Source organism: Mycobacterium sp. (assembly GCF_004298145.1).
GTDB lineage: Bacteria > Actinomycetota > Actinomycetes > Mycobacteriales > Mycobacteriaceae > Mycobacterium.
Genome location: NZ_SCRH01000070.1, coordinates 19074 through 37082, shown reverse-complemented (window position 1 = coordinate 37082; position 18009 = coordinate 19074). Strand labels below are relative to the sequence as shown.

The following is an 18009-nucleotide window of genomic DNA, read 5'->3' as shown; positions in this document are numbered from 1 at the left end:
CACCCAGTCAGCCGGCCAGCCCCAGGACCGTCGGCAGCCCCAGCACCGAATCCACTGCCAGCGCGGAAAACACCGCGGCCAGGTAGTTGTTGGACCGCTGGAACAGCCGTAGCGGTTCGACGGGCTCGCCGCGACGAACCCGGGCGTGGAGATGGTGGGCCGTCACCAGGAGCCACACCGCCGCGAGCAGTGCCACCGCGCCGTAGAGCAAGCCGGTGGCGAGTGCCAGCAGAAGCGTCGCGAACACGGTCAACCACGTGTAGAAGAGCATCCGCTTGGTCACCCGGCGTTCGCTGACCAACGCCGGCAACATCGGCACGCCCGCGGTGCGGTAGTCCTCCTTATGGCGCATCGCCAAGGCCCAGCTGTGCGGCGGCGTCCAGAAAAAGACGATCGCGAACATCACCAGGGCTTGCCAGCCGACGGACCCCGCGACGGCTGACCAGCCGATCAGCATGGGCATGGCGTTGACTGCGCCGCCCCAGACCACGTTCTGCGAGGTGCGCCGCTTGACCAGGAGCGTGTAGACGAGCACGTAGAACGCGATCGTCGCCACCGCCAGCAGTCCGGTCAACGGATTCGTCGTCCACCACAACCAGAAAACCGACCCGACGCTGAGCGCCAACCCAAACGCCAGGGCGTGACGTGTGGAGACGGCGGCGCGCGCGAGCGGACGGCCGGCTGTGCGCTCCATAAGCTTGTCGATGTCGGCGTCCGCAACGCAGTTCAATGTGTTGGCGCCCGCCGCGGCCAGCATCGCGCCGATCAGCGTGTTGAGGATCAGCACCGGCGCAACGACGCCGCGGTGAACGAGCAGTATCGCGGGTATCAGGCCCACCACAAGGTGGATGGTCCGCGGTTTCGTCAGGGCTACGTACTCCGACAGCGTGACGCTGAGACGACCACCGATTGATGAATGAGTCTGCTCACGGATCCCCACGTTTGTCCCCTACGGCTGATCCTCAGGACTGTTCATCGCCAAGGCGCCCGGCAATAGGGACACGAACGGCGAGCAACTTCCGTTCAACGGGCCCGGTGGCGGCGCACTCGGCCGGCGTCAACGGGCGCGACCCGTAATCCATGACCATCGCGAGAAGCGGGGCCGCGATCCGTGCGACCGCCCGTCAGGCTTGACGCGCCGCCGCGCCCGGTGCAATGTGATAAGTGTCATATGACCACTGGTCATATTGGGCGGAAAGGCGGCAGCTCATGACCACGAGAGACAAGTACACGGTGGTGCCCGCGCCCTATTCGTGGGAGGTCCCCAGCGCCGGCGACGCGCGCTTCACGTGGGAGTACGACGAGGGGCGCGCCAGGCTCCTTTCGCTGTACCAAAAGGGAAAAGACAAGCAGTGGGATGCCCAGTCGCGCATCGACTGGTCGCAAGACGTCGACCCGATGAACCCGGTCGGGCTGCCCGACGAGTTCCATCCGCTGTTCGGCAGCCCGATGTGGGACGCCGCGAGCGAGGCACGTCGCGCCGAGATGCGCCAGCACTCCCAGGCCTGGCAGTTCTCGCAGTTCCTGCACGGCGAGCAGGGAGCGATGGTGTGCGCGGCCAAGATCGTCGAGGTCGTCCCGGACCTGGACGCGAAGTTCTACGCGGCCACCCAGACCATGGACGAGGCCCGCCATGTCGAGGCGTTCTCGCGCTTCCTGCAGGACAAGGTCGGCGTCGTATACCCGATCAACAAGCACCTGACCGCACTGCTGGACGACACCCTGCGCGACTCGCGCTGGGACATGCCCTACCTCGGCATGCAGGTCCTCATCGAAGGGCTCGCGCTCGCCGCCTTCGGGACACTGCGTGACATGGCGGCACCGGACTCGCTGGCCAAGCAGGTGCTGGCCTACGTCATGCAGGACGAGGCCCGGCACGTTGCGTTCGGCCGAATCTCGCTGAAGGACTACTATTCCGCGCTGACCGAGGCCGAGCGGGACGAGCGTGAAGAGTTCGTCGTGGACGCCTGTTACCTGATGCGCGACCGGTTCCGTGGCGAGGAGGTCTTCGAGACCCTCGGCATGGACGTCCCGGCGTGCGTCGAGTGGGTCGACGCGTCGCCGCTGATGATCCAGTTCCGCTCGCACCTGTTCAGCCGTATCGTGCCGATCGTCAAGGACATCGGGTTGTGGGGTGACAAGGTGCAGAAGGCCTTCAGGGACATGGGTGTTCTCGACATGGCCGGCTCCGACATCGAGGCGCTGATGAAGGCCGATGAAGATCAGGCCGACGCGCTGGACAAGGCACACGCCGAGATGGCCGGCCGGGCGCTCGAGGTGGACGAGGTGATCGCGGCGGGCGCGAGCTGACTCGATGTCCTCCGCATCGACTGCATAACTCCGCCAACGCTTTTCGTGCAGAGGCCTCACGGTCGGCGCCACTTCGGCCGCGGCTCGATCAGAACTTGGAACCCAATCCCGCGATCAGGTTGATGGTGACCGCCAAGACGACCGCGCCGAGCAGGTAGGACAGCAGCGCATGGCGCAACACCGTCGCCCTGATGGAGGTCAATCCGATCTCGGTGTCTGACACCTGATAGGTCATGCCGACGGTGAAGGCCACATACGCGAAGTCGCGAAAGCGGGGCCGCTCCGGGTCGTGGAAGTCGATTCCACCCGGCTCGTCCGAATAGTAGAGCCGCGCGTAATGCACCGTGAACAGTGTGTGCACGGCAAACCAGGACGCCGCGACGGTCAGGATGCCGACGACGGCGGCTTCTACGGCGCCGGGCCCCGAGCGCGAAGCGGCGGCCACCACGTAACCGACCCCGCCCAGGCTCGCCACACTTGCCGACACGATGACCGCGTCGGCCACCCACCGGGTGGGGTCCTCCTTCGTCACGTATTCGCTGGTCTGATCGGCATCCATTCCGCCCAGAAGGAGCCGCGTCCACACCACGTAGATACCGGCGGTGACGATCCAGCCGACAAGCGCGAATCGCCAGCCGACCGTGTTGCCGACCACGAGAGCGACGGCGACCCCGAGCACGGCGGCAACCGCTATCCGGGCCGCGACCGTGTCGCGAAAGAGTTGAACGAGGGATGGCACAATCCCGACCTAAGCACGAGCGCCTGCCATCCGGTACCGCGAAACGGTCGTCAGCGCCCGAGGATGACCCCGACGATGACGATGCCCACGCCGACCAGGATCGACAGCGCGAGCGACAACAGCAGAAAGCCGACAACCCGTTCCTTTGCCGCCGAGGCCCGGTGGTCGCCCGCCGCGATGGGCGCGAATCTGCGCCCGGCACCCCACGCCGCCGCGAGCAGCGTCGCCAACCAGTTCGCGTAGGCGGCGTACACGATGAGTGCGGCGGCCGTCGTTTCCCACGCGTTGGACAGCCGGATGTGTGGCCAGAGCAGACCGAGCAACACCAGGAACATGCCGTTGAGCACCCCCTCGAGGTGGCTCGACAGCGCCATGCGCGCATTTTTCAGTGCGGGCCCCGCGATCCCGGTGAGCAGCCCGAGTAGGAATAGGACCAGGCCAAGGGTGAACAGCACGGTCTGCATTTCAGAACAGTAATTCGTCGCCCCAGAGCCCGCGGTGTTTTCTTTCCCGTCTAGCGCGTCAGCGGGTGCCCGGCGGCAGGCTGGGCGGAGTCGTCACGGTCGTGGTCGGTGTGGAGGTCGTGGTCGGGGTGCTGGTGACCGTGACGGTGCTCGTGCTCGTCGACGGCGGTGGCACGACGACGGTGCTGGTGCTGGTGCTGGTCGTGACGCTGGTGGTCGACGTGGTCGTCGTCGCCGACGACGCCGCAATCACACCGCAGGCGATGCGCTTGTTCGACTCGGCGGTGGGACCGCTGCCCAGGTTGTCGACGGTCTCGTGCAGGATCAGCGCGCTGCCCGAGCTGTTTTTCAGGTCAGCGGCGGTGAACGAATTACTGGTGGTGACGAGCTTCGCCGAGCCGTCGGAGCGCACCTGCAACGCGGTCAGGTCGCCGCTGGCGGGATGACTCGTGTGATCGGCCGCCTGGTAGACGGTTCCCGCGGAGTCGAAATCGCCCTCGCATTTGCCGACCGAGTGGATTTGCAGCCCATGGAAACCGGGGCTCAGCACCTGGTTGGGACCGGCTTCCACGGTCACCGTCGCGTAGCCGTTCGCGAATTCGAAGGTGGCGTTGGCGACCGGGCTCCCGTCGGCGGTCTTCAGCTGGGTGGTCAGCCTCTCCGCGCCCTGGGCCGGGCTGGTCAGCGGTGACGTATTGGGCTGGCTGCTCTGCTGGTTCGCGCAGCCGGCCAGCGGTGCGATGGTCGCGGTGAGCGCCGCGACCGCGAGCGATACACGCTTGTTCATGGGCGGTGCCTACCCAATTCGCCGATTTCAAAACGAATATGACGCGCGGTCGCACCGAGACCGTAGCGGCGGCGCATCGTCGATTCGACGGCCGGTGATCGAGCTGTGTAGCGGGCCCTACGTTGTCGGAGCTCGACAACGGGGTGGTTCGCCGTTGTCCGGCTCGGGCAAGCGCCAATGCGGCCGGCCGCGCGACCATGGAATCAGCAACGGACGAAGACTTCGCCCACCCCAGGGCGCACCAAGTCGTCAGGGGCGGTGCACAGGCCCGCCCGCCCCTGGCGACAACCCCTCGTCACGAAAGGACGTCACAGCGCCATGACCGCCATTCAACGCATCCGCATGACGGCGCACGACTACACCCGATTGCACGACGAACTCGCCGGGCTGCGTTCGCGCCCCGGCGTCGAAGTTCCCGACGACCTCATGGACCACGACCCGAATCTGCGCGCGCGCCAGTCGGTGCGACAAGCGCGCATCGACCGGATCGAGGAGTTGCTGACCAACGCGGTCGTCGTCGGCGAAGCGGCCGCCTTCGACCCCGTCGCCGAAGCGGGCATGGTGTTGACCATTCGCTACGACGACACCGGCGAAACCGAAACGTTTCTGCTCGGCAGGCCCGGCGCCGAAGGCGCCGACATCAGGGCCTACTCGACGGCGTCCCCGTTGGGCCGCGCGATTGTCGGCGCCCGTCCCGGCGATCAGCGCTTCTACGCAATCCCTGATGGGACAGGGCGGTTCGTGACGCTGCTCAAGGCCCTGCCCTGCGGGATGCACGTGGCGAAAAGCGCTGGGCCACAGCTGCTTACCGCCGCGCAACGATGAGCGCCGCGCGCCGGAGACTGGTGTGCAGGCGCGGGCGTAGAGTCGCTGACATGGGCAAATTCACCGATAGACGCAAGTCGGTGCTGATGCATCATGAGTTGTCCGACATTCCGGCCAAGCAGGTAGACCGGTGGGAAGACGAGGGCGGTTTTGTAGCGCCACCGCCTTAGCCGTCTCGGAGACACATCCGACGTCGCCGAGCAAGCGATAAGCCCGTCGACGGCGACAACGCGGCGTGAGAAAGGGGCGGCTCGAACCGAGAGGCCCAAACGAACTCACAAGAACCGGTCGCCAGAGGCGCCGGCGTAGTCGCTGCGAAAGGATCGAGAGAACCGTGGTAACGATCGAGCGGCTGGACGAGGACGGACTGTGGGACCTCGCCCAGCGAACCGACCAGCTCGGCGTGTTGTCCGTCTACATCAACGCCGATCCCAGGCACGACCCGAACCTGAAAGCCGCCGCAATCGACCTGCGAAACCGATTTCGGGAGTTGCGGCGTCGGGTTGCCGAGGATGCCGGTTCCGATCAGAGCCGCGCCGTGGCTGCCGCTCTGGAGCGACTCTGGCCGCAGATAGAGAGTCTGGCGAGCCCGGCCGCGTCGGGCCGAAGCCGCATCGCCTTCGCCGCGCTGGAAAGCGATTGGATACTGCGGCTGGACAGCGCGATGCCGGTGGCCAATCGGGTGGTCTTGGACGATGGCCCGTTCATCCACCCCCTGCTGGAGTTGCTCGACGAAGGCCGGGCCGCCGGCGTCGTCGTGATCTCTGCGGAGGAGGCGCGGCTGTTCGAGTGGCGGGTCGGGTCGCTGCAGATGTTGAGGCGAATGCAGCAGCAGTACGTTGAGGCACCGCACGAGCGTGCCGGGCAACTCGGGGGTGGTCCGGAGGGGCAGTTCAACACACCGATGCGCGAACAGCGCAAGGCCCGCGAACGTGACCGGATGCAGCGATTCTTGGGCCAGGTGATCGAGGTGGCTGCGGAGCTGGCCGGTGATCGCGGTTGGGAGCGAATTCTCGTCAGTGCCGGGGAACGCTGGACCGAGCCCAGCGTCGCGAGCTTTCCTCAAGCGCTTCGTGACAAGGTATTCGCCGACTCTCGTGTCCTCAACGGACTCGATGACGATGCGTTGGCGACGGCCATCACCGAGTGGGCTCACGATCAGCACACCGAGCGCGAGAGGCGGCTCCTGGGGCAGGTCCGTGACGCCGCCGGGTCGGGAGCTGCGGCCCTGGGGTTGTCCGAGGTGGCCGCGGCTTTGAACGCCGGGAGGGTCGCGCACTTGGTGTACGACCCGAAGGTTCGGTATGTGGGGAGCGTGGGCGCCGACGGGGCGTTGTACGGCGGCGACGAGGTCGGCCCGGACGGACGCCCAGGGACGCCGGAGCCACGGTTGACCGAACGGCTCGTCGAGCGGGCATTCAAGACGGGGGCCCGGGTTAGTCCGATCGAGGGCGCGGCCGACGGAGGGCTGAGCGACGCCGGCGGCGTTGCCGCGATGCTGCGCTGGTGAACGGCTGGCGCCGCATGCGCGCCCTCCCGATTAATCGCGGAGGCTTGGGAATCGGCGAGCGCAGCGCCAAGGATCGCCAACACACCCGCCATCGCGCTGCCGCGGCGGGAATCTGAGGGGAAAGCCCTCCGCAACGCCCTGCACCACGGATGTATGCGTCGAAAAGCACTGGGCCGCAAGCGGTTCTACGCAGCATTGAACTATCGGAAGTCACTGATATGACCACCGGCGCCAGCGGACGTGGATCTCACCGCGAGCTGACAGTCACCCCCGTCCATGACGTCCTCGCGGGTGAGCACCTCGCGGCCGGCGTTCTGCAGATCGGCCTTGGTCCGCCCGTCCCGCGCGCCTTCGAACAGGAAGTCGCTGATGATCGCGGTGGCCTCGGGCAGGTTCAATTTCAGGCCGCGAGCGCGGCGGCTGCGTGCCAATTCCGCGGCGGTATGGATCATCAGCCGTTCCTGCTCTTTGAGGGTGAGCAGCATCGCGACTACCTTTCCTGCGGCTCCCGCGAACCGCGCAGGGCGTATTCCCACCGGGTCACGATGAGCAACGCAGGGATCGCGCAGCTACCCCGGCTGCGGCCGGCCACCGGCCGGACAGGCGATGGCTGTGTTCGGCCTCGGGCCGCCGATCAGATTGCGGCCCAACAGGATCGGCCGGTCAGGCGCTGCGGCGGATGCCCCGTCCGATGTCGCCCTTGAGGAGGAGGTCGCGTTCGGATTCCGACAGGCCGCCCCAAACCCCATAGGGCTCGCCGACGCCGAGGGCATGCGAACGGCATTCCTGGATCACCGGGCACTGCCGGCACATTTCCTTGGCGCGTTGCTCGCGCTGCATGCGGGCGCGCCCGCGCTCGCCGTCGGGGTGGAAGAACACCGCTGAGTCGACGCCGCGGCACACGCCCTGCAGTTGCCAATTCCAGATGTCGGCGTTGGGTCCAGGTAGCTGCTCCGGCTGTGGCATTGGTTCGTTCCCTCTCTGCACGGCCCGCCAGGTGAGGTCAGGTTCGCGAACGCGATTGTGTGCAACTTAAATTAAGTGGAGCGGAGTCCCCGATGACTACCCGTCATGCGTAAACGTTAGGGGCGATGATGAATTTCCGTCAATAGCCACTTAGCCCGGCAAAATATGTGCCGATTAGGGCAAAATTAACTTTGCGTTCACCTCTAATGAAATGGCCATACCGACGCGGTACTACCAGGGAGTTGGCCGAAAGGAGATTTCCCAGCTCAGGGCCGAGGGGAGTCCCGAGCGGAATTTATCCATGGGATACAGTGATTAACTGTTCGGTAACAGAAAGAGCACAAACTGTTTACTACATCATTGTGATTGAAACTCGTCACACTTCCCTGATTGAGCGGCAGCTGGCCGACGCCGCGTTCGGAGACCGGCCCGGCAGCTGGCCGCTGCCGTCGGCGACGACACCGGCGCAACTGTGGCTGCGCGCCGTGGCGGCCGGGGGCCAGGGACGCTACGGCACCGCCCAGCGCGACCTCGCGGTGCTGCGGCGCAGCGCTTCGGCCGGACGGCTGGCCTCGTTGGGCATGAGCACACAGGGGTCGTTCCTGCGCCAGCTCGGCTGGCACGCCGTGGCGCGCGGCTGGGACGGGCGCGCGCTGGCACTGGCCGGCACCGATCCCGAGGCGGGCGCCGACGCCCTGATCGGGCTGGCCGCCGACGCGCTGGGCGTCGGGCGCTTCGCGGCCGCGGCGACGCTGTTGGCGCGCGCCGACCCACTGCTGTCATCCCCGGATTCCGAAGCGACGGTGCCCGACCGGATCCCGGTGCGCCGCCGATGGGTCGCCGCCGAGCTCGCGATGGCCCGCGGCGAGGGCGACGTCGCCGTCCGCCACGCCGGCGAGGCGGTGGAGCTGGCGGCGGCCATGGCCTCTGCTCCGACCTGGGCGTCGGCGCGGCACCAAGTCAAGAGCGACGTGGTGCTGGCCGCTGCGCTGTGCAGCGCGGGAAATATCGAGCGCGCCCGCGCGGTCGCGGAGGCCGCGCTGCAGACCACCGGCCGGCTGGGTCTACTGCCGCTCCGATGGGCGCTGGCGAGCTTGCTGATCGATATCGAAAGTGTCACTTTTTCGGCACATCAACTGCACGAAATCCGCGATATCTGCGCAGGCCAGGTGCGGCACGCCGGTGGGACGTGGCGTTCCGCTTGAAACGGGGTCCCGCCCGTTATTGTCAGTTCGTTAGTTAGCCCGGTTAGGCCCGCGATGTGTCCGGTTCGTAACGTTAGGGATATCACCGTCGATGACAATTCCAGCAGGGGAACGTCTCGATGCTGTGGTCGCCAAGGCCGTCACCGGAGACCACGGCGCACTGAGGGAGGTGCTGGAGACCATCCGCCCGATCGTCGTGCGATATTGCCGGGCGCGCGTCGGCACAGTCGAGCGGGGTGGCCTGTCAGCGGATGACGTGGCACAGGAGGTGTGCTTGGCGACTATCACGGCGCTGCCCCGCTATCGCGATCGCGGGCGCCCATTCCTGGCCTTCCTGTACGGCATCGCGGCCCACAAGGTCGCCGACGCGCACCGGGCGGCCGGTCGTGACCTCGCCTATCCCACCGAATCGATTCCCGAGCGTTGGTCGCCCGACGCGGGGCCCGAACAGCTTGCCATCGAAGCCGATTCGGTGAGCCGGATGAGTGAACTGCTCGAAATCCTGCCCGCCAAGCAACGCGAGATCCTGATCCTGCGCGTCGTCGTCGGCCTGTCCGCCGAGGAGACCGCGGCCGCGGTCGGCAGTACCACCGGGGCGGTCCGGGTTGCCCAGCACCGCGCGCTGTCGCGGTTGAAGTCCGAGATGATCGCGGCAGGTGACTGTGCCTGAATCCCTGAATGAATTCGCTCGCACCGATCTGCTCCTCGATGCGCTCGCCCAACGCCGGCCGGTGGATGTCGAGGACCCCGACGTCGACGTGCTGACCACCATGTTGGAGGACTGGCGCGACAACCTGAGGTGGCCCCCGGCCAGCGCGCTGGTGACGCCCGAAGAGGCCGTCAACGCGCTGCGCACCGGGTTGGCCCAGGGCCGGCGCGGTCATCGTGGCCTGACCGCCATCGGATCGGTCGCGGCGGCGTTGATCGCGCTCAGTGGCTTTGGCGCCATGGTGGTCGAGGCCCGTCCCGGCACCCCCCTGCACGGGCTGCACGCGATGTTCTTCGACCAACCGCGGGTCAACGAAAAGCAGGAAATGCTGGCCGCCAAGGCCGACCTGGCCAAGGTGCAGGAATCGATCGACCGTGGTGAGTGGGACCGGGCCAGGAATCAGCTGACCGAGGTGAGCAGCTTGGTGCAGTCGATTGACGACCCGGCCGCCAAACGGGACCTGATGAACCAGCTGAAGCTGTTGAACCTCAAGGTCGAATCGCGCAACCCGAACGCCACGCTGCCGGCGCCGGTTGCCTCGCCGAAGGCGGCCACCCCGTGACGGTGGAAATCAGTGACGGCGGTGAAAACCGTCGGCGTCTGACGTCGCTTCGTTGAGCGAGGCATCCGCGTAGCCCCGGCAGTAATCCCACGTGACGTAGGCATCCGGCTCGGGATCATAGGCCGGCTCGTGCGGGCGCACGGTGCCGTCGATCAACAGCTGCAGCAGGTTGGCCCGCAACATGTCCCAGTCGTGATAGTGATCCTGCTGACACTCGTCGCAGCACACCACCAGTCCGCGAATCCCTATGTGCGCCAGCAACGCTTCGTACACCGCCAGATCCGCGAGGTCGGCCTCGACGGCCATCCGCTCTTGGGAATCCAGGGGCTGGCCCTGCTCGACTGCTTCCAGCGCCGCCGACGGATCGCAGGGGTCGTCGGCAAAAGGATCGGGCGGCAAACCCGGTGGGAGGTGGTCGCGCACGCCTCTAGCCTACGCAGCCCGGTCGCGATAACGCCAGCAGGGAGCCACCCGCCGTTCCCGTGCCGTGTTGCGCGCGCGGCGCGCCCCGAGCAAGCGAACTCCAGCGGGAGGCGAGCCGATAGGATGGGGTTTCTCACGCCGCATCGTATGGAGGGCTCCACTGATGACCCGTGGCACGTCCCACCTGGAAGACAGCTCTGACCTCGTCGGCAGTCCGTATGTGCGGGTGGGTGGCCTGGTCGATGACCCGGTGCCCACCGGGGGCGACAACCCGCACAAGATCGCGATGCTGGGGCTGACGTTCGACGACGTCCTGTTGCTGCCCGCCGCGTCTGACGTGGTTCCCGCCACCGCCGACACCTCCAGCCAGCTCACCAAGAAGATCAGACTCAAGGTGCCGCTGGTGAGTTCGGCGATGGACACCGTCACCGAGTCGCGGATGGCCATCGCTATGGCGCGCGCCGGTGGCATGGGTGTGCTGCACCGCAACCTGCCGGTCGCCGAACAAGCCGGCCAGGTCGAGATGGTGAAACGCTCCGAGGCCGGCATGGTCACCGATCCGGTCACCTGCCGCCCGGACAACACGCTGGCTCAGGTCGACGCCCTGTGCGCCCGGTTCCGGATCTCCGGCCTGCCGGTGGTCGACGAGTCGGGCTCGCTTGTCGGCATCATCACCAACCGCGACATGCGGTTCGAGGTCGACCAGACCAAGAAGGTCGCCGAGGTGATGACCAAGGCCCCACTGATCACCGCGCAGGAGGGAGTGTCCGCCGACGCGGCGCTGGGCCTCTTGCGGCGCCACAAGATCGAGAAGCTGCCCATCGTCGACGGCCACGGCCGGCTGACCGGGCTCATCACCGTCAAAGACTTCGTCAAGACCGAACAGCACCCGCTGGCCACCAAGGACAGCGACGGCAGGCTGCTGGTCGGCGCCGCCGTCGGCGTCGGCGGCGACGCCTGGGTGCGCGCCATGATGCTGGTCGACGCCGGCGTGGACGTGCTGATCGTGGACACCGCGCACGCGCACAACCGGCTGGTGCTCGACATGGTCGGCAAACTCAAGGCCGAGGCGGGCGACCGCGTCGAGGTGATCGGCGGCAACGTCGCCACCCGGTCGGCCGCGGCCGCCCTCGTCGCCGCCGGTGCCGACGCGGTGAAGGTGGGGGTGGGACCGGGGTCGATCTGCACCACCCGGGTGGTGGCCGGCGTCGGCGCGCCACAGATCACCGCGATCCTGGAAGCCGTCGCCGCCTGCGGTTCGGCCGGGGTGCCGGTGATCGCGGACGGCGGACTGCAGTACTCCGGCGACATCGCCAAGGCGCTGGCCGCCGGGGCGTCGACGACCATGCTCGGCTCGTTGCTGGCAGGCACCGCCGAGGCGCCCGGCGAACTCATCTTCGTCAACGGCAAGCAGTTCAAGAGCTACCGCGGAATGGGGTCGCTGGGGGCCATGGCGGGCCGGGGTTCCGGGAGCGGAAAGTCGTACTCCAAGGACCGCTACTTCGCCGACGACGCGCTCTCGGAGGACAAGTTGGTGCCGGAGGGGATCGAGGGCCGGGTACCGTTCCGCGGCCCGCTGTCCTCGGTGATCCACCAGCTGACCGGCGGTCTGCGCGCGGCGATGGGGTACACCGGCTCGTCGACCATCGAGGCGCTGCAACAGGCCCAGTTCGTCCGGATCACGGCGGCCGGGCTGCGGGAAAGCCACCCGCACGACGTCGCCATGACGGTCGAAGCCCCCAACTACTACGCGCGCTGAGGCCCAGATGGTCGAGATCGGGATGGGCCGCATCGCCCGTCGCAGCTATGAACTGAGCGAAGTCAGCATCGTGGCCTCGCGGCGCACCCGCTCGTCGCAGGACGTGTCGACCGCCTGGCAGCTGGACGCCTACCGGTTCGAGATCCCGGTGCTGGCTCATCCGACCGATGCGCTGGTGTCACCGGAATTCGCGATCGAGCTGGGCCGCCTCGGCGGTCTGGGCGTGCTCAACGGCGAGGGATTGATCGGGCGGCACGCCGATGTCGAGGCCAAGATCGCGCAGCTGCTCGAGGCCGCCAGCAAGGAGCCCGAACCCTCGGCGGCGATCCGGCTGCTGCAGGAATTCCATGCGGCGCCGCTGAATCCGGACCTGCTGGGCTCCGCCGTCGCCCGCATCCGGGAGGCCGGTGTCACCACCGCGGTGCGCGTCAGCCCGCAAAACGCCCAGGCGCTCACCCCGGTGTTGCTGCAGGCCGGCATCGACCTGCTGGTCATCCAGGGCACCATCGTCTCGGCGGAACGGGTGGTCAGGGACAGGGATGGGGCCGGGGAACCGCTGAACCTCAAGACCTTCATCTCCGAGCTGGACGTGCCGGTGGTCGCCGGCGGTGTGCAAGACCACCGCACCGCGCTGCACCTGATGCGCACCGGCGCCGCCGGCGTCATCGTCGGTTACGGCGCGACCAGCGGAGTGACCACCAGTGACGAGGTGCTGGGCATCAGCGTGCCGATGGCCACCGCGATCGCCGACGCCGCCGCGGCGCGCCGCGAGTACCTCGACGAGACCGGCGGCCGCTACGTGCACGTGCTGGCCGACGGTGACATCCACACCTCGGGCGAGTTGGCGAAGGCGATCGCCTGCGGCGCCGACGCGGTGATGCTGGGCACCCCGCTCGCCGAGTCCGCCGAGGCGCTCGGCGAAGGATGGTTCTGGCCGGCCGCGGCCGCGCACCCGTCGTTGCCGCGCGGGGCGCTGCTGCAGATCGCCGTCGGCGAGCGCCCGCCGCTGCAGCAGGTGCTGGGCGGGCCGTCCGACGATCCGTTCGGCAGCCTCAACCTGGTCGGCGGTCTGCGCCGGTCGATGGCCAAGGCCGGGTATTGCGACCTCAAGGAGTTCCAGAAGGTCGGCCTGATCGTCGGTAGCTAGTTGCCGTTGCGACGCTCGGGTCGTTGGCGCGGCGCCAGGCCATCGAGAAGCGAATTCACGACGTCGAAGATCAGTTCGTCCTCGAGCGGATCGATCATTTTGTTGTTGGCCATGGTCGCGATGCCGTGCAGGGCAGCAAAAAGTACCGTCCCGATCTTCTGCAGATCGCCGGCAACCAGCTCACCGGCCGCCTGGCCGGTCTCGACGAGGCGCACGACGGGCGCGAAGGCGGCATCCCGTGCCCGCCTCAGCTCATCGGAGGCGTTCGCGAGGTATCTGCTGGCCGACATCAGGTCAACCAACGCGGGATTGTCGGTGGCAAATCGGATATAGGCCACGGCGACGTCGCTCAGGCTGGCAACGAAGTCCCGGCCATCGGGCTCGGCCGCCGTGGCCAGGGCGTCACCGAGATGGTGGAAACCATCGACGACGAGGGCGTCCAACAGCGCTGCCTTGTCGTCGAAATGCCGGCGCGGGGCGCTGTGACTGACGCCCACCGCGCGGGCCAGTTCCCTCAGCGACAGGCTGTCCGCGCCGGATACCCGCAGCGATTTCTCGGCCTCGGCCAGCAGCGCCGCGCGAAGGGTGCCGTGGTGGTAGCGGCGGACGTCCACAACCCGCACCCTACCAAGATGTAGTCATTGACATCATTGTTGTCACTGCCTACATTTTGGGTGTGGCCTGGACCACAGAGGAGGGCGCGGTGACTGCCGAGGGCGTGCGCACGATACGTAGCTTCTGCCGGATCTGCACGACGGTCTGCGGAATCCTGGTCGACGTCGACGGTGACACCGTGGTCGACGTGCGCGGCGATCCGGAACATCCGCGATCGAAGGGTTACACCTGCCCGAAGGGCCGTGCACTGGCGAAGATGCACCATCACCCGAATCGGCTCGACCGCCCGATGATGCGGGTTGACGGCGTCTTGGTGCCCACCACCTGGCAGGAGTGCCTCGACGACCTGGGCGAGCGGTTGCGCCGGGTCATCGACCGCCACGGGCCCGGGTCGGTCGGCATTTTCTTCGGCAGCGGCCTGGGCATGGACACCACCGGGTACCGGATGGCACAGGGCTTACACGCCGCCATCGGCACCCCGGCGAAATTCAGTCCGATGACGATCGACGGCACCGCCAAGGTGTTGATCGCGGATCTGATGGGCGGTACGTCGGCGCTGTCCGGACGCCCCGACTACGACAACGCCGATCTGCTTCTGCTGGTCGGTACCAATCCCGTTGTCTCGCATGGCCATAACATCGCGATGCCGAACCCGAGGGGGTATTTGCGCGCACTGACCGATCGGGGCCAGCTGTGGGTCGTCGACCCTCGCCGTACCGAGACGGCGCGGATGGCGACCGGTCACCTGGCGCCGCGCCCGGGTACCGACTATGCGGTGTTGGCGTTCTTGGTGCGTGAACTGCTGTCCGATGGCGCCGATCGCGAGTTTCTGCGGCGCCACACCGCGGACGGCGACGCGCTGGCGGCGGCAGTGGCGCCGTTCACCCTGGATCGCACCGCCCAGCTGACCGATGCCGACCCGATCGGACTCGCGGAGCTGCTGGCGGCGGTGCGTCACACCGGGCGGATCGCCGTAGAGACCGGAACGGGCGTAACCATGTCGGCGACCGCGAACGTCACCCAGTGGCTTGCCTGCGCGTTGCTGGCGGTGACCGGGTCGCTGAACCGGCCGGGCGGCTGCTGGTTTCACCCCGGATACTGGTACCAGCTGGAAACGTTCGAGTTACCGATCTCCGGACCCGAGGGATCGTTCGGGCCGGGCCCGCGCAGCCGTCCCGAATTACGCTCGCTGCTCGATGAATGGCCCTGTGCGGCACTGCCCGACGAGATCAATGCCGGCAATATCCGCGCCGTGCTGAACCTGGGCGGCAGCATGGTCACCGGCTTCCCCAACGCCGGTGCGCTGACGTCGGCGCTGCGCAAGCTCGACGTGTTGGCCACCCTCGAGATCATCGGAAACGAAACGACCGAGCTGTCGACTCATGTGTTGGCCACCAAAGACCAGCTGGAGCGGCCCGACGTGACACTGTGGGACGTGCTGTTGACACAGGTTGGCGCGCAATACACTCCGGCCGTCGTCGACCCGGTGGGAGACCGCCGCTCGACCTGGTGGGTGCTGGCTGAACTCGGGCAACGTCTCGGCCACGTGCTCGCCGACACCAGCCAGCCGATCACCGACGATGCGATGCTGGCGGGCGTGACCGCAGGTGCGCGCCTGCCGATGGAACGGCTCGTCGAGGAACGCTGCGTGCGGGTGGGCCATGAGGTGCCGGCACCCTGGGTCGACCGACACATCGAGCGGCTGGGCGGGTGGCGGCTGGCGCCGGCGATACTCGTCGATCAGCTGGCCACGCTGGAGCAGCCCGCCCCGCTGGTTCTGGTGCCTCGCCGCCAGCGCAGCATGTTGAACTCGCAGCTGGAGTACCTGGGCGAGCCTTCCGAAGTCCTCATGCACCCGGACGACGCCGCGGCGGCCGGCGTCCTGGATAACCAGAAAGTGACCGTACGCAGTACCAGCGGGGAGCTGATCGGGGTTGCCAAAGTCGATCCGGCGATCCGGCGCGGAGCCGTGTCGATACCCCACGGGCACGCGCACCGAGCCAACGTCAACCTGCTTACCAGCAAGGATGACATCGATCCCGTCACCGGGATGACGCACTACTCCGGTGTCGCGGTCAGCGTGCAGGCCGCACCCTAGCGCGCACATACCGGGTCGCTCGGTGGGCCACCTGCATCCGATCGACCGCGGACTTGCCCCAGCTCATCGCGACGCTCGGGGAGAACCCGTCGCTGGCTTGTTACCCGCGAGTAAGGCCATACTGGTGCGATGAAGCCGGATTACGACGTCCTGATCATCGGTTCGGGTTTCGGGGGCAGCGTCAGCGCGTTGCGGCTGACCGAAAAGGGCTACCGCGTCGGCGTTCTGGAGGCCGGACGCCGGTTCGCCGACGAGGATTTCGCCGAGACGTCCTGGGATCTGCGTAAGTTCCTGTGGGCACCGAGGCTGGGTTGCTACGGCATTCAGCGCATCCACCCGCTGCGCAACGTGATGATCCTGGCCGGCGCCGGAGTGGGCGGCGGCTCGCTGAACTACGCCAACACGCTGTATGTGCCCCCGGAGCCGTTCTTCAAAGACCAGCAGTGGTCGCACATCACCGACTGGCGCGACGAGCTGATGCCGCACTACGACCAGGCGCGGCGGATGCTGGGCGTGGTGGAGAATCCGACCTTCACCGACGCCGACCGCATCGTCAAACAGGTCGCCGACGAAATGGGCTGTGGCGACACGTTCGTACCGACGCCGGTCGGGGTCTTCTTCGGTCCCGACGGCATCAAGGCCCCGGGCAAAACCGTGCCGGACCCCTACTTCGGCGGCGCGGGGCCCGAGCGCACCGGCTGCCTGGAGTGTGGATGCTGCATGACCGGCTGCCGCTACGGCGCCAAGAACACCCTACTGAAGAACTACCTCTTCCTCGCGGAATCGGGTGGGGCGCAAGTCATTCCAATGACGACGGTGAAGGGCTTCCAGCAGCGCCCGGACGGGGTGTGGGAGGTGAGCACCGTTCGCACCGGAAGCTGGCTGCGCAGGGACCGGCACACCTACACGGCGACGCACCTGATCCTGGCCGCGGGCACCTGGGGCACGCAGCATCTCCTGTTCAAGATGCGCGACACGGGCAAGTTACCCCGTCTTTCCGAGCGGCTGGGCGTGCTGACACGCACCAACTCCGAGTCCATCGTCGGGGCCGGCAAGCTCGAGGTCGACCCCAACCTGGACCTGACGCACGGGGTGGCCATCACATCGTCGATCCACCCGACCTCCGACACCCACATCGAACCCTGCCGCTACGGCAAGGGTTCCAACGCGATGGGCCTGCTGCAGACCCTGATGACCGACGGCGCCGGTCCGGAGGGCACCGACGTGCCGCGCTGGAAGCAGCTGCTGGACCAGGCGCGCGAGGACCCGCGCCGCATGATGCGGATGCTCAACGTGCACCAGTGGAGCGAGCGCACCCTGATCGCCCTGGTCATGCAGCACCTGGACAACTCGATCACCACCTACACCAAACGCGGCAAGTTGGGCATCCGCTGGTACACCAGCAAGCAGGGCCACGGGGAACCCAACCCGACCTGGATCCCGGTCGGGAACAGGGTGACCCGGCGCATCGCCGAAAAGGTCGACGGCGTGGCCGGCGGCACCTGGGGAGAGCTGTTCAACATCCCGCTGACCGCCCACTTCCTCGGCGGCGCGGCGATCGGCGACAACGCCGAGCACGGGGTCATCGACCCCTATCACCGGGTCTACGGCTACCCCACGCTGTTCGTGGTGGACGGCGCGGCCATCTCGGCGAACCTGGGCGTCAATCCCTCGTTGTCCATCACCGCCCAGGCCGAACGGGCCGCCTCCTTATGGCCGAACAACGGTGAGAACGACCAGCGTCCGGTCCAGGGTGAGCCGTACCGCCGGCTGGATCCGATAGCGCCAGCGCACCCGCAAGTGCCCGTCTCCGCCCCGGGGGCGCTGCGCTGGTTGCCGGTCGATCCGGTCAGCTCGGTCAGCTAGGTCGTGACGATCGCGAGCGCGGCG

The 18009-nt window shown here is 67.4% G+C and carries 17 protein-coding genes and 1 pseudogene; 10 read left to right on the top strand and 8 right to left on the bottom strand.

The annotated features are described in order from the left end of the window. Positions 1 to 7: 7 nt before the first annotated feature. Complete coding sequence (locus EPN51_RS27615; protein ID WP_293049144.1) at positions 8 to 934, bottom strand: heme o synthase; 927 nt, start codon at positions 932 to 934, stop codon at positions 8 to 10. Between the two features lie 275 nt (positions 935 to 1209). Here EPN51_RS27615 and EPN51_RS27610 point away from each other — a divergent pair, with 275 nt between their 5' ends. After that, positions 1210 to 2310 (top strand): ferritin-like domain-containing protein, encoded by a 1101-nt coding sequence (locus tag EPN51_RS27610; RefSeq protein WP_293049061.1) that lies wholly within the window; start codon positions 1210 to 1212, stop codon positions 2308 to 2310. 88 nt (positions 2311 to 2398) lie between these two features. Here EPN51_RS27610 and EPN51_RS27605 read toward each other — a convergent pair whose 3' ends face one another. The 3 genes from EPN51_RS27605 to EPN51_RS27595 are packed head-to-tail and all read right to left on the bottom strand — an operon-like array spanning position 2399 to position 4300. Next, positions 2399 to 3049: a DUF1345 domain-containing protein gene (locus tag EPN51_RS27605; protein ID WP_293049060.1), complete on the bottom strand. Its 651-nt coding sequence runs from the start codon at positions 3047 to 3049 to the stop codon at positions 2399 to 2401. A 50-nt stretch (positions 3050 to 3099) separates the two neighbouring features. Continuing rightward, entirely contained in the window at positions 3100 to 3513 is a 414-nt protein-coding gene (locus tag EPN51_RS27600; RefSeq protein ID WP_293049059.1) for a hydrogenase, read from the bottom strand. A 58-nt stretch (positions 3514 to 3571) separates the two neighbouring features. Next, positions 3572 to 4300, bottom strand: a complete 729-nt coding sequence (locus EPN51_RS27595) for a superoxide dismutase family protein (RefSeq protein ID WP_293049058.1) — start codon at positions 4298 to 4300, stop codon at positions 3572 to 3574. Between the two features lie 318 nt (positions 4301 to 4618). Between EPN51_RS27595 and EPN51_RS27590 the strand changes: the two genes are divergently transcribed. Together EPN51_RS27590 and EPN51_RS27585 are read left to right on the top strand one after the other, a co-directional pair. After that, on the top strand, positions 4619 to 5125 hold the full coding sequence (locus EPN51_RS27590) for a GreA/GreB family elongation factor (RefSeq protein WP_293049057.1): 507 nt from the start codon (positions 4619 to 4621) through the stop codon (positions 5123 to 5125). A gap of 334 nt (positions 5126 to 5459) precedes the next feature. Then, positions 5460 to 6635: a hypothetical protein gene (locus EPN51_RS27585; protein ID WP_293049056.1), complete on the top strand. Its 1176-nt coding sequence runs from the start codon at positions 5460 to 5462 to the stop codon at positions 6633 to 6635. Between the two features lie 269 nt (positions 6636 to 6904). Here the strand turns inward: EPN51_RS27585 and ureA are convergent. Together ureA and EPN51_RS27575 are read right to left on the bottom strand one after the other, a co-directional pair. Further along, positions 6905 to 7120: pseudogene (ureA, locus tag EPN51_RS27580) on the bottom strand (urease subunit gamma); the annotation flags it as partial. A 178-nt stretch (positions 7121 to 7298) separates the two neighbouring features. Further along, on the bottom strand, positions 7299 to 7601 hold the full coding sequence (locus tag EPN51_RS27575) for a WhiB family transcriptional regulator (RefSeq protein WP_293049055.1): 303 nt from the start codon (positions 7599 to 7601) through the stop codon (positions 7299 to 7301). Positions 7602 to 7963: 362 nt separating this feature from the next. Between EPN51_RS27575 and EPN51_RS27570 the strand changes: the two genes are divergently transcribed. The 3 genes from EPN51_RS27570 (at position 7964) to EPN51_RS27560 (ending at position 10077) form a co-directional block, all read left to right on the top strand. Next, positions 7964 to 8806 carry a hypothetical protein gene (locus EPN51_RS27570; protein WP_293049054.1) on the top strand — a complete coding sequence of 281 codons (843 nt, stop codon included), beginning with the start codon at positions 7964 to 7966 and terminating at the stop codon, positions 8804 to 8806. 91 nt (positions 8807 to 8897) lie between these two features. After that, the gene (locus EPN51_RS27565) at positions 8898 to 9476 is read left to right on the top strand and encodes a sigma-70 family RNA polymerase sigma factor (RefSeq protein WP_293049053.1); all 579 of its coding nucleotides are present in this window, start codon (positions 8898 to 8900) and stop codon (positions 9474 to 9476) included. Beyond that, the gene (locus tag EPN51_RS27560) at positions 9463 to 10077 is read left to right on the top strand and encodes an anti-sigma-D factor RsdA (protein WP_293049052.1); all 615 of its coding nucleotides are present in this window, start codon (positions 9463 to 9465) and stop codon (positions 10075 to 10077) included. The genes EPN51_RS27565 and EPN51_RS27560 overlap by 14 nt, the downstream gene beginning before the upstream one ends. A 9-nt stretch (positions 10078 to 10086) precedes the next feature. On the opposite strand, the gene EPN51_RS27555 is transcribed toward EPN51_RS27560, so the two are convergent. Beyond that, the gene (locus tag EPN51_RS27555) at positions 10087 to 10500 is read right to left on the bottom strand and encodes a DUF5319 domain-containing protein (RefSeq protein ID WP_293049051.1); all 414 of its coding nucleotides are present in this window, start codon (positions 10498 to 10500) and stop codon (positions 10087 to 10089) included. 163 nt (positions 10501 to 10663) lie between these two features. Between EPN51_RS27555 and guaB the strand changes: the two genes are divergently transcribed. Together guaB and EPN51_RS27545 are read left to right on the top strand one after the other, a co-directional pair. Further along, on the top strand, positions 10664 to 12259 hold the full coding sequence (gene guaB, locus EPN51_RS27550) for an IMP dehydrogenase (protein WP_293049050.1): 1596 nt from the start codon (positions 10664 to 10666) through the stop codon (positions 12257 to 12259). Positions 12260 to 12266: 7 nt separating this feature from the next. After that, positions 12267 to 13406: a GuaB3 family IMP dehydrogenase-related protein gene (locus tag EPN51_RS27545; RefSeq protein WP_293049049.1), complete on the top strand. Its 1140-nt coding sequence runs from the start codon at positions 12267 to 12269 to the stop codon at positions 13404 to 13406. Here the strand turns inward: EPN51_RS27545 and EPN51_RS27540 are convergent. Then, a complete protein-coding gene (locus EPN51_RS27540) occupies positions 13403 to 14029 on the bottom strand; it encodes a TetR/AcrR family transcriptional regulator (RefSeq protein ID WP_293049048.1) in 627 nt (208 codons plus the stop codon). The two genes, EPN51_RS27545 and EPN51_RS27540, sit on opposite strands and share 4 nt — an antisense overlap. 53 nt (positions 14030 to 14082) lie before the next feature. Here EPN51_RS27540 and EPN51_RS27535 point away from each other — a divergent pair, with 53 nt between their 5' ends. Together EPN51_RS27535 and EPN51_RS27530 are read left to right on the top strand one after the other, a co-directional pair. Then, on the top strand, positions 14083 to 16119 hold the full coding sequence (locus tag EPN51_RS27535) for a molybdopterin-dependent oxidoreductase (RefSeq protein ID WP_293049047.1): 2037 nt from the start codon (positions 14083 to 14085) through the stop codon (positions 16117 to 16119). 129 nt (positions 16120 to 16248) lie between these two features. Further along, positions 16249 to 17985, top strand: coding sequence for a GMC family oxidoreductase (locus EPN51_RS27530; RefSeq protein WP_293049046.1), 1737 nt, complete (start codon positions 16249 to 16251; stop codon positions 17983 to 17985). Positions 17986 to 18009 lie beyond the last annotated feature (24 nt).

Coding starts and splice junctions, on each gene's coding strand:
- EPN51_RS27610 (WP_293049061.1), top strand. CDS start 1,210: ATGACCACGAGAGACAAGTACACGGTGGTGCCCGCGCCCTATTCGTGG.
- EPN51_RS27600 (WP_293049059.1), bottom strand. CDS start 3,513: ATGCAGACCGTGCTGTTCACCCTTGGCCTGGTCCTATTCCTACTCGGG.
- EPN51_RS27595 (WP_293049058.1), bottom strand. CDS start 4,300: ATGAACAAGCGTGTATCGCTCGCGGTCGCGGCGCTCACCGCGACCATC.
- EPN51_RS27590 (WP_293049057.1), top strand. CDS start 4,619: ATGACCGCCATTCAACGCATCCGCATGACGGCGCACGACTACACCCGA.
- EPN51_RS27575 (WP_293049055.1), bottom strand. CDS start 7,601: ATGCCACAGCCGGAGCAGCTACCTGGACCCAACGCCGACATCTGGAAT.
- EPN51_RS27565 (WP_293049053.1), top strand. CDS start 8,898: ATGACAATTCCAGCAGGGGAACGTCTCGATGCTGTGGTCGCCAAGGCC.
- guaB (WP_293049050.1), top strand. CDS start 10,664: ATGACCCGTGGCACGTCCCACCTGGAAGACAGCTCTGACCTCGTCGGC.
- EPN51_RS27545 (WP_293049049.1), top strand. CDS start 12,267: ATGGTCGAGATCGGGATGGGCCGCATCGCCCGTCGCAGCTATGAACTG.
- EPN51_RS27530 (WP_293049046.1), top strand. CDS start 16,249: ATGAAGCCGGATTACGACGTCCTGATCATCGGTTCGGGTTTCGGGGGC.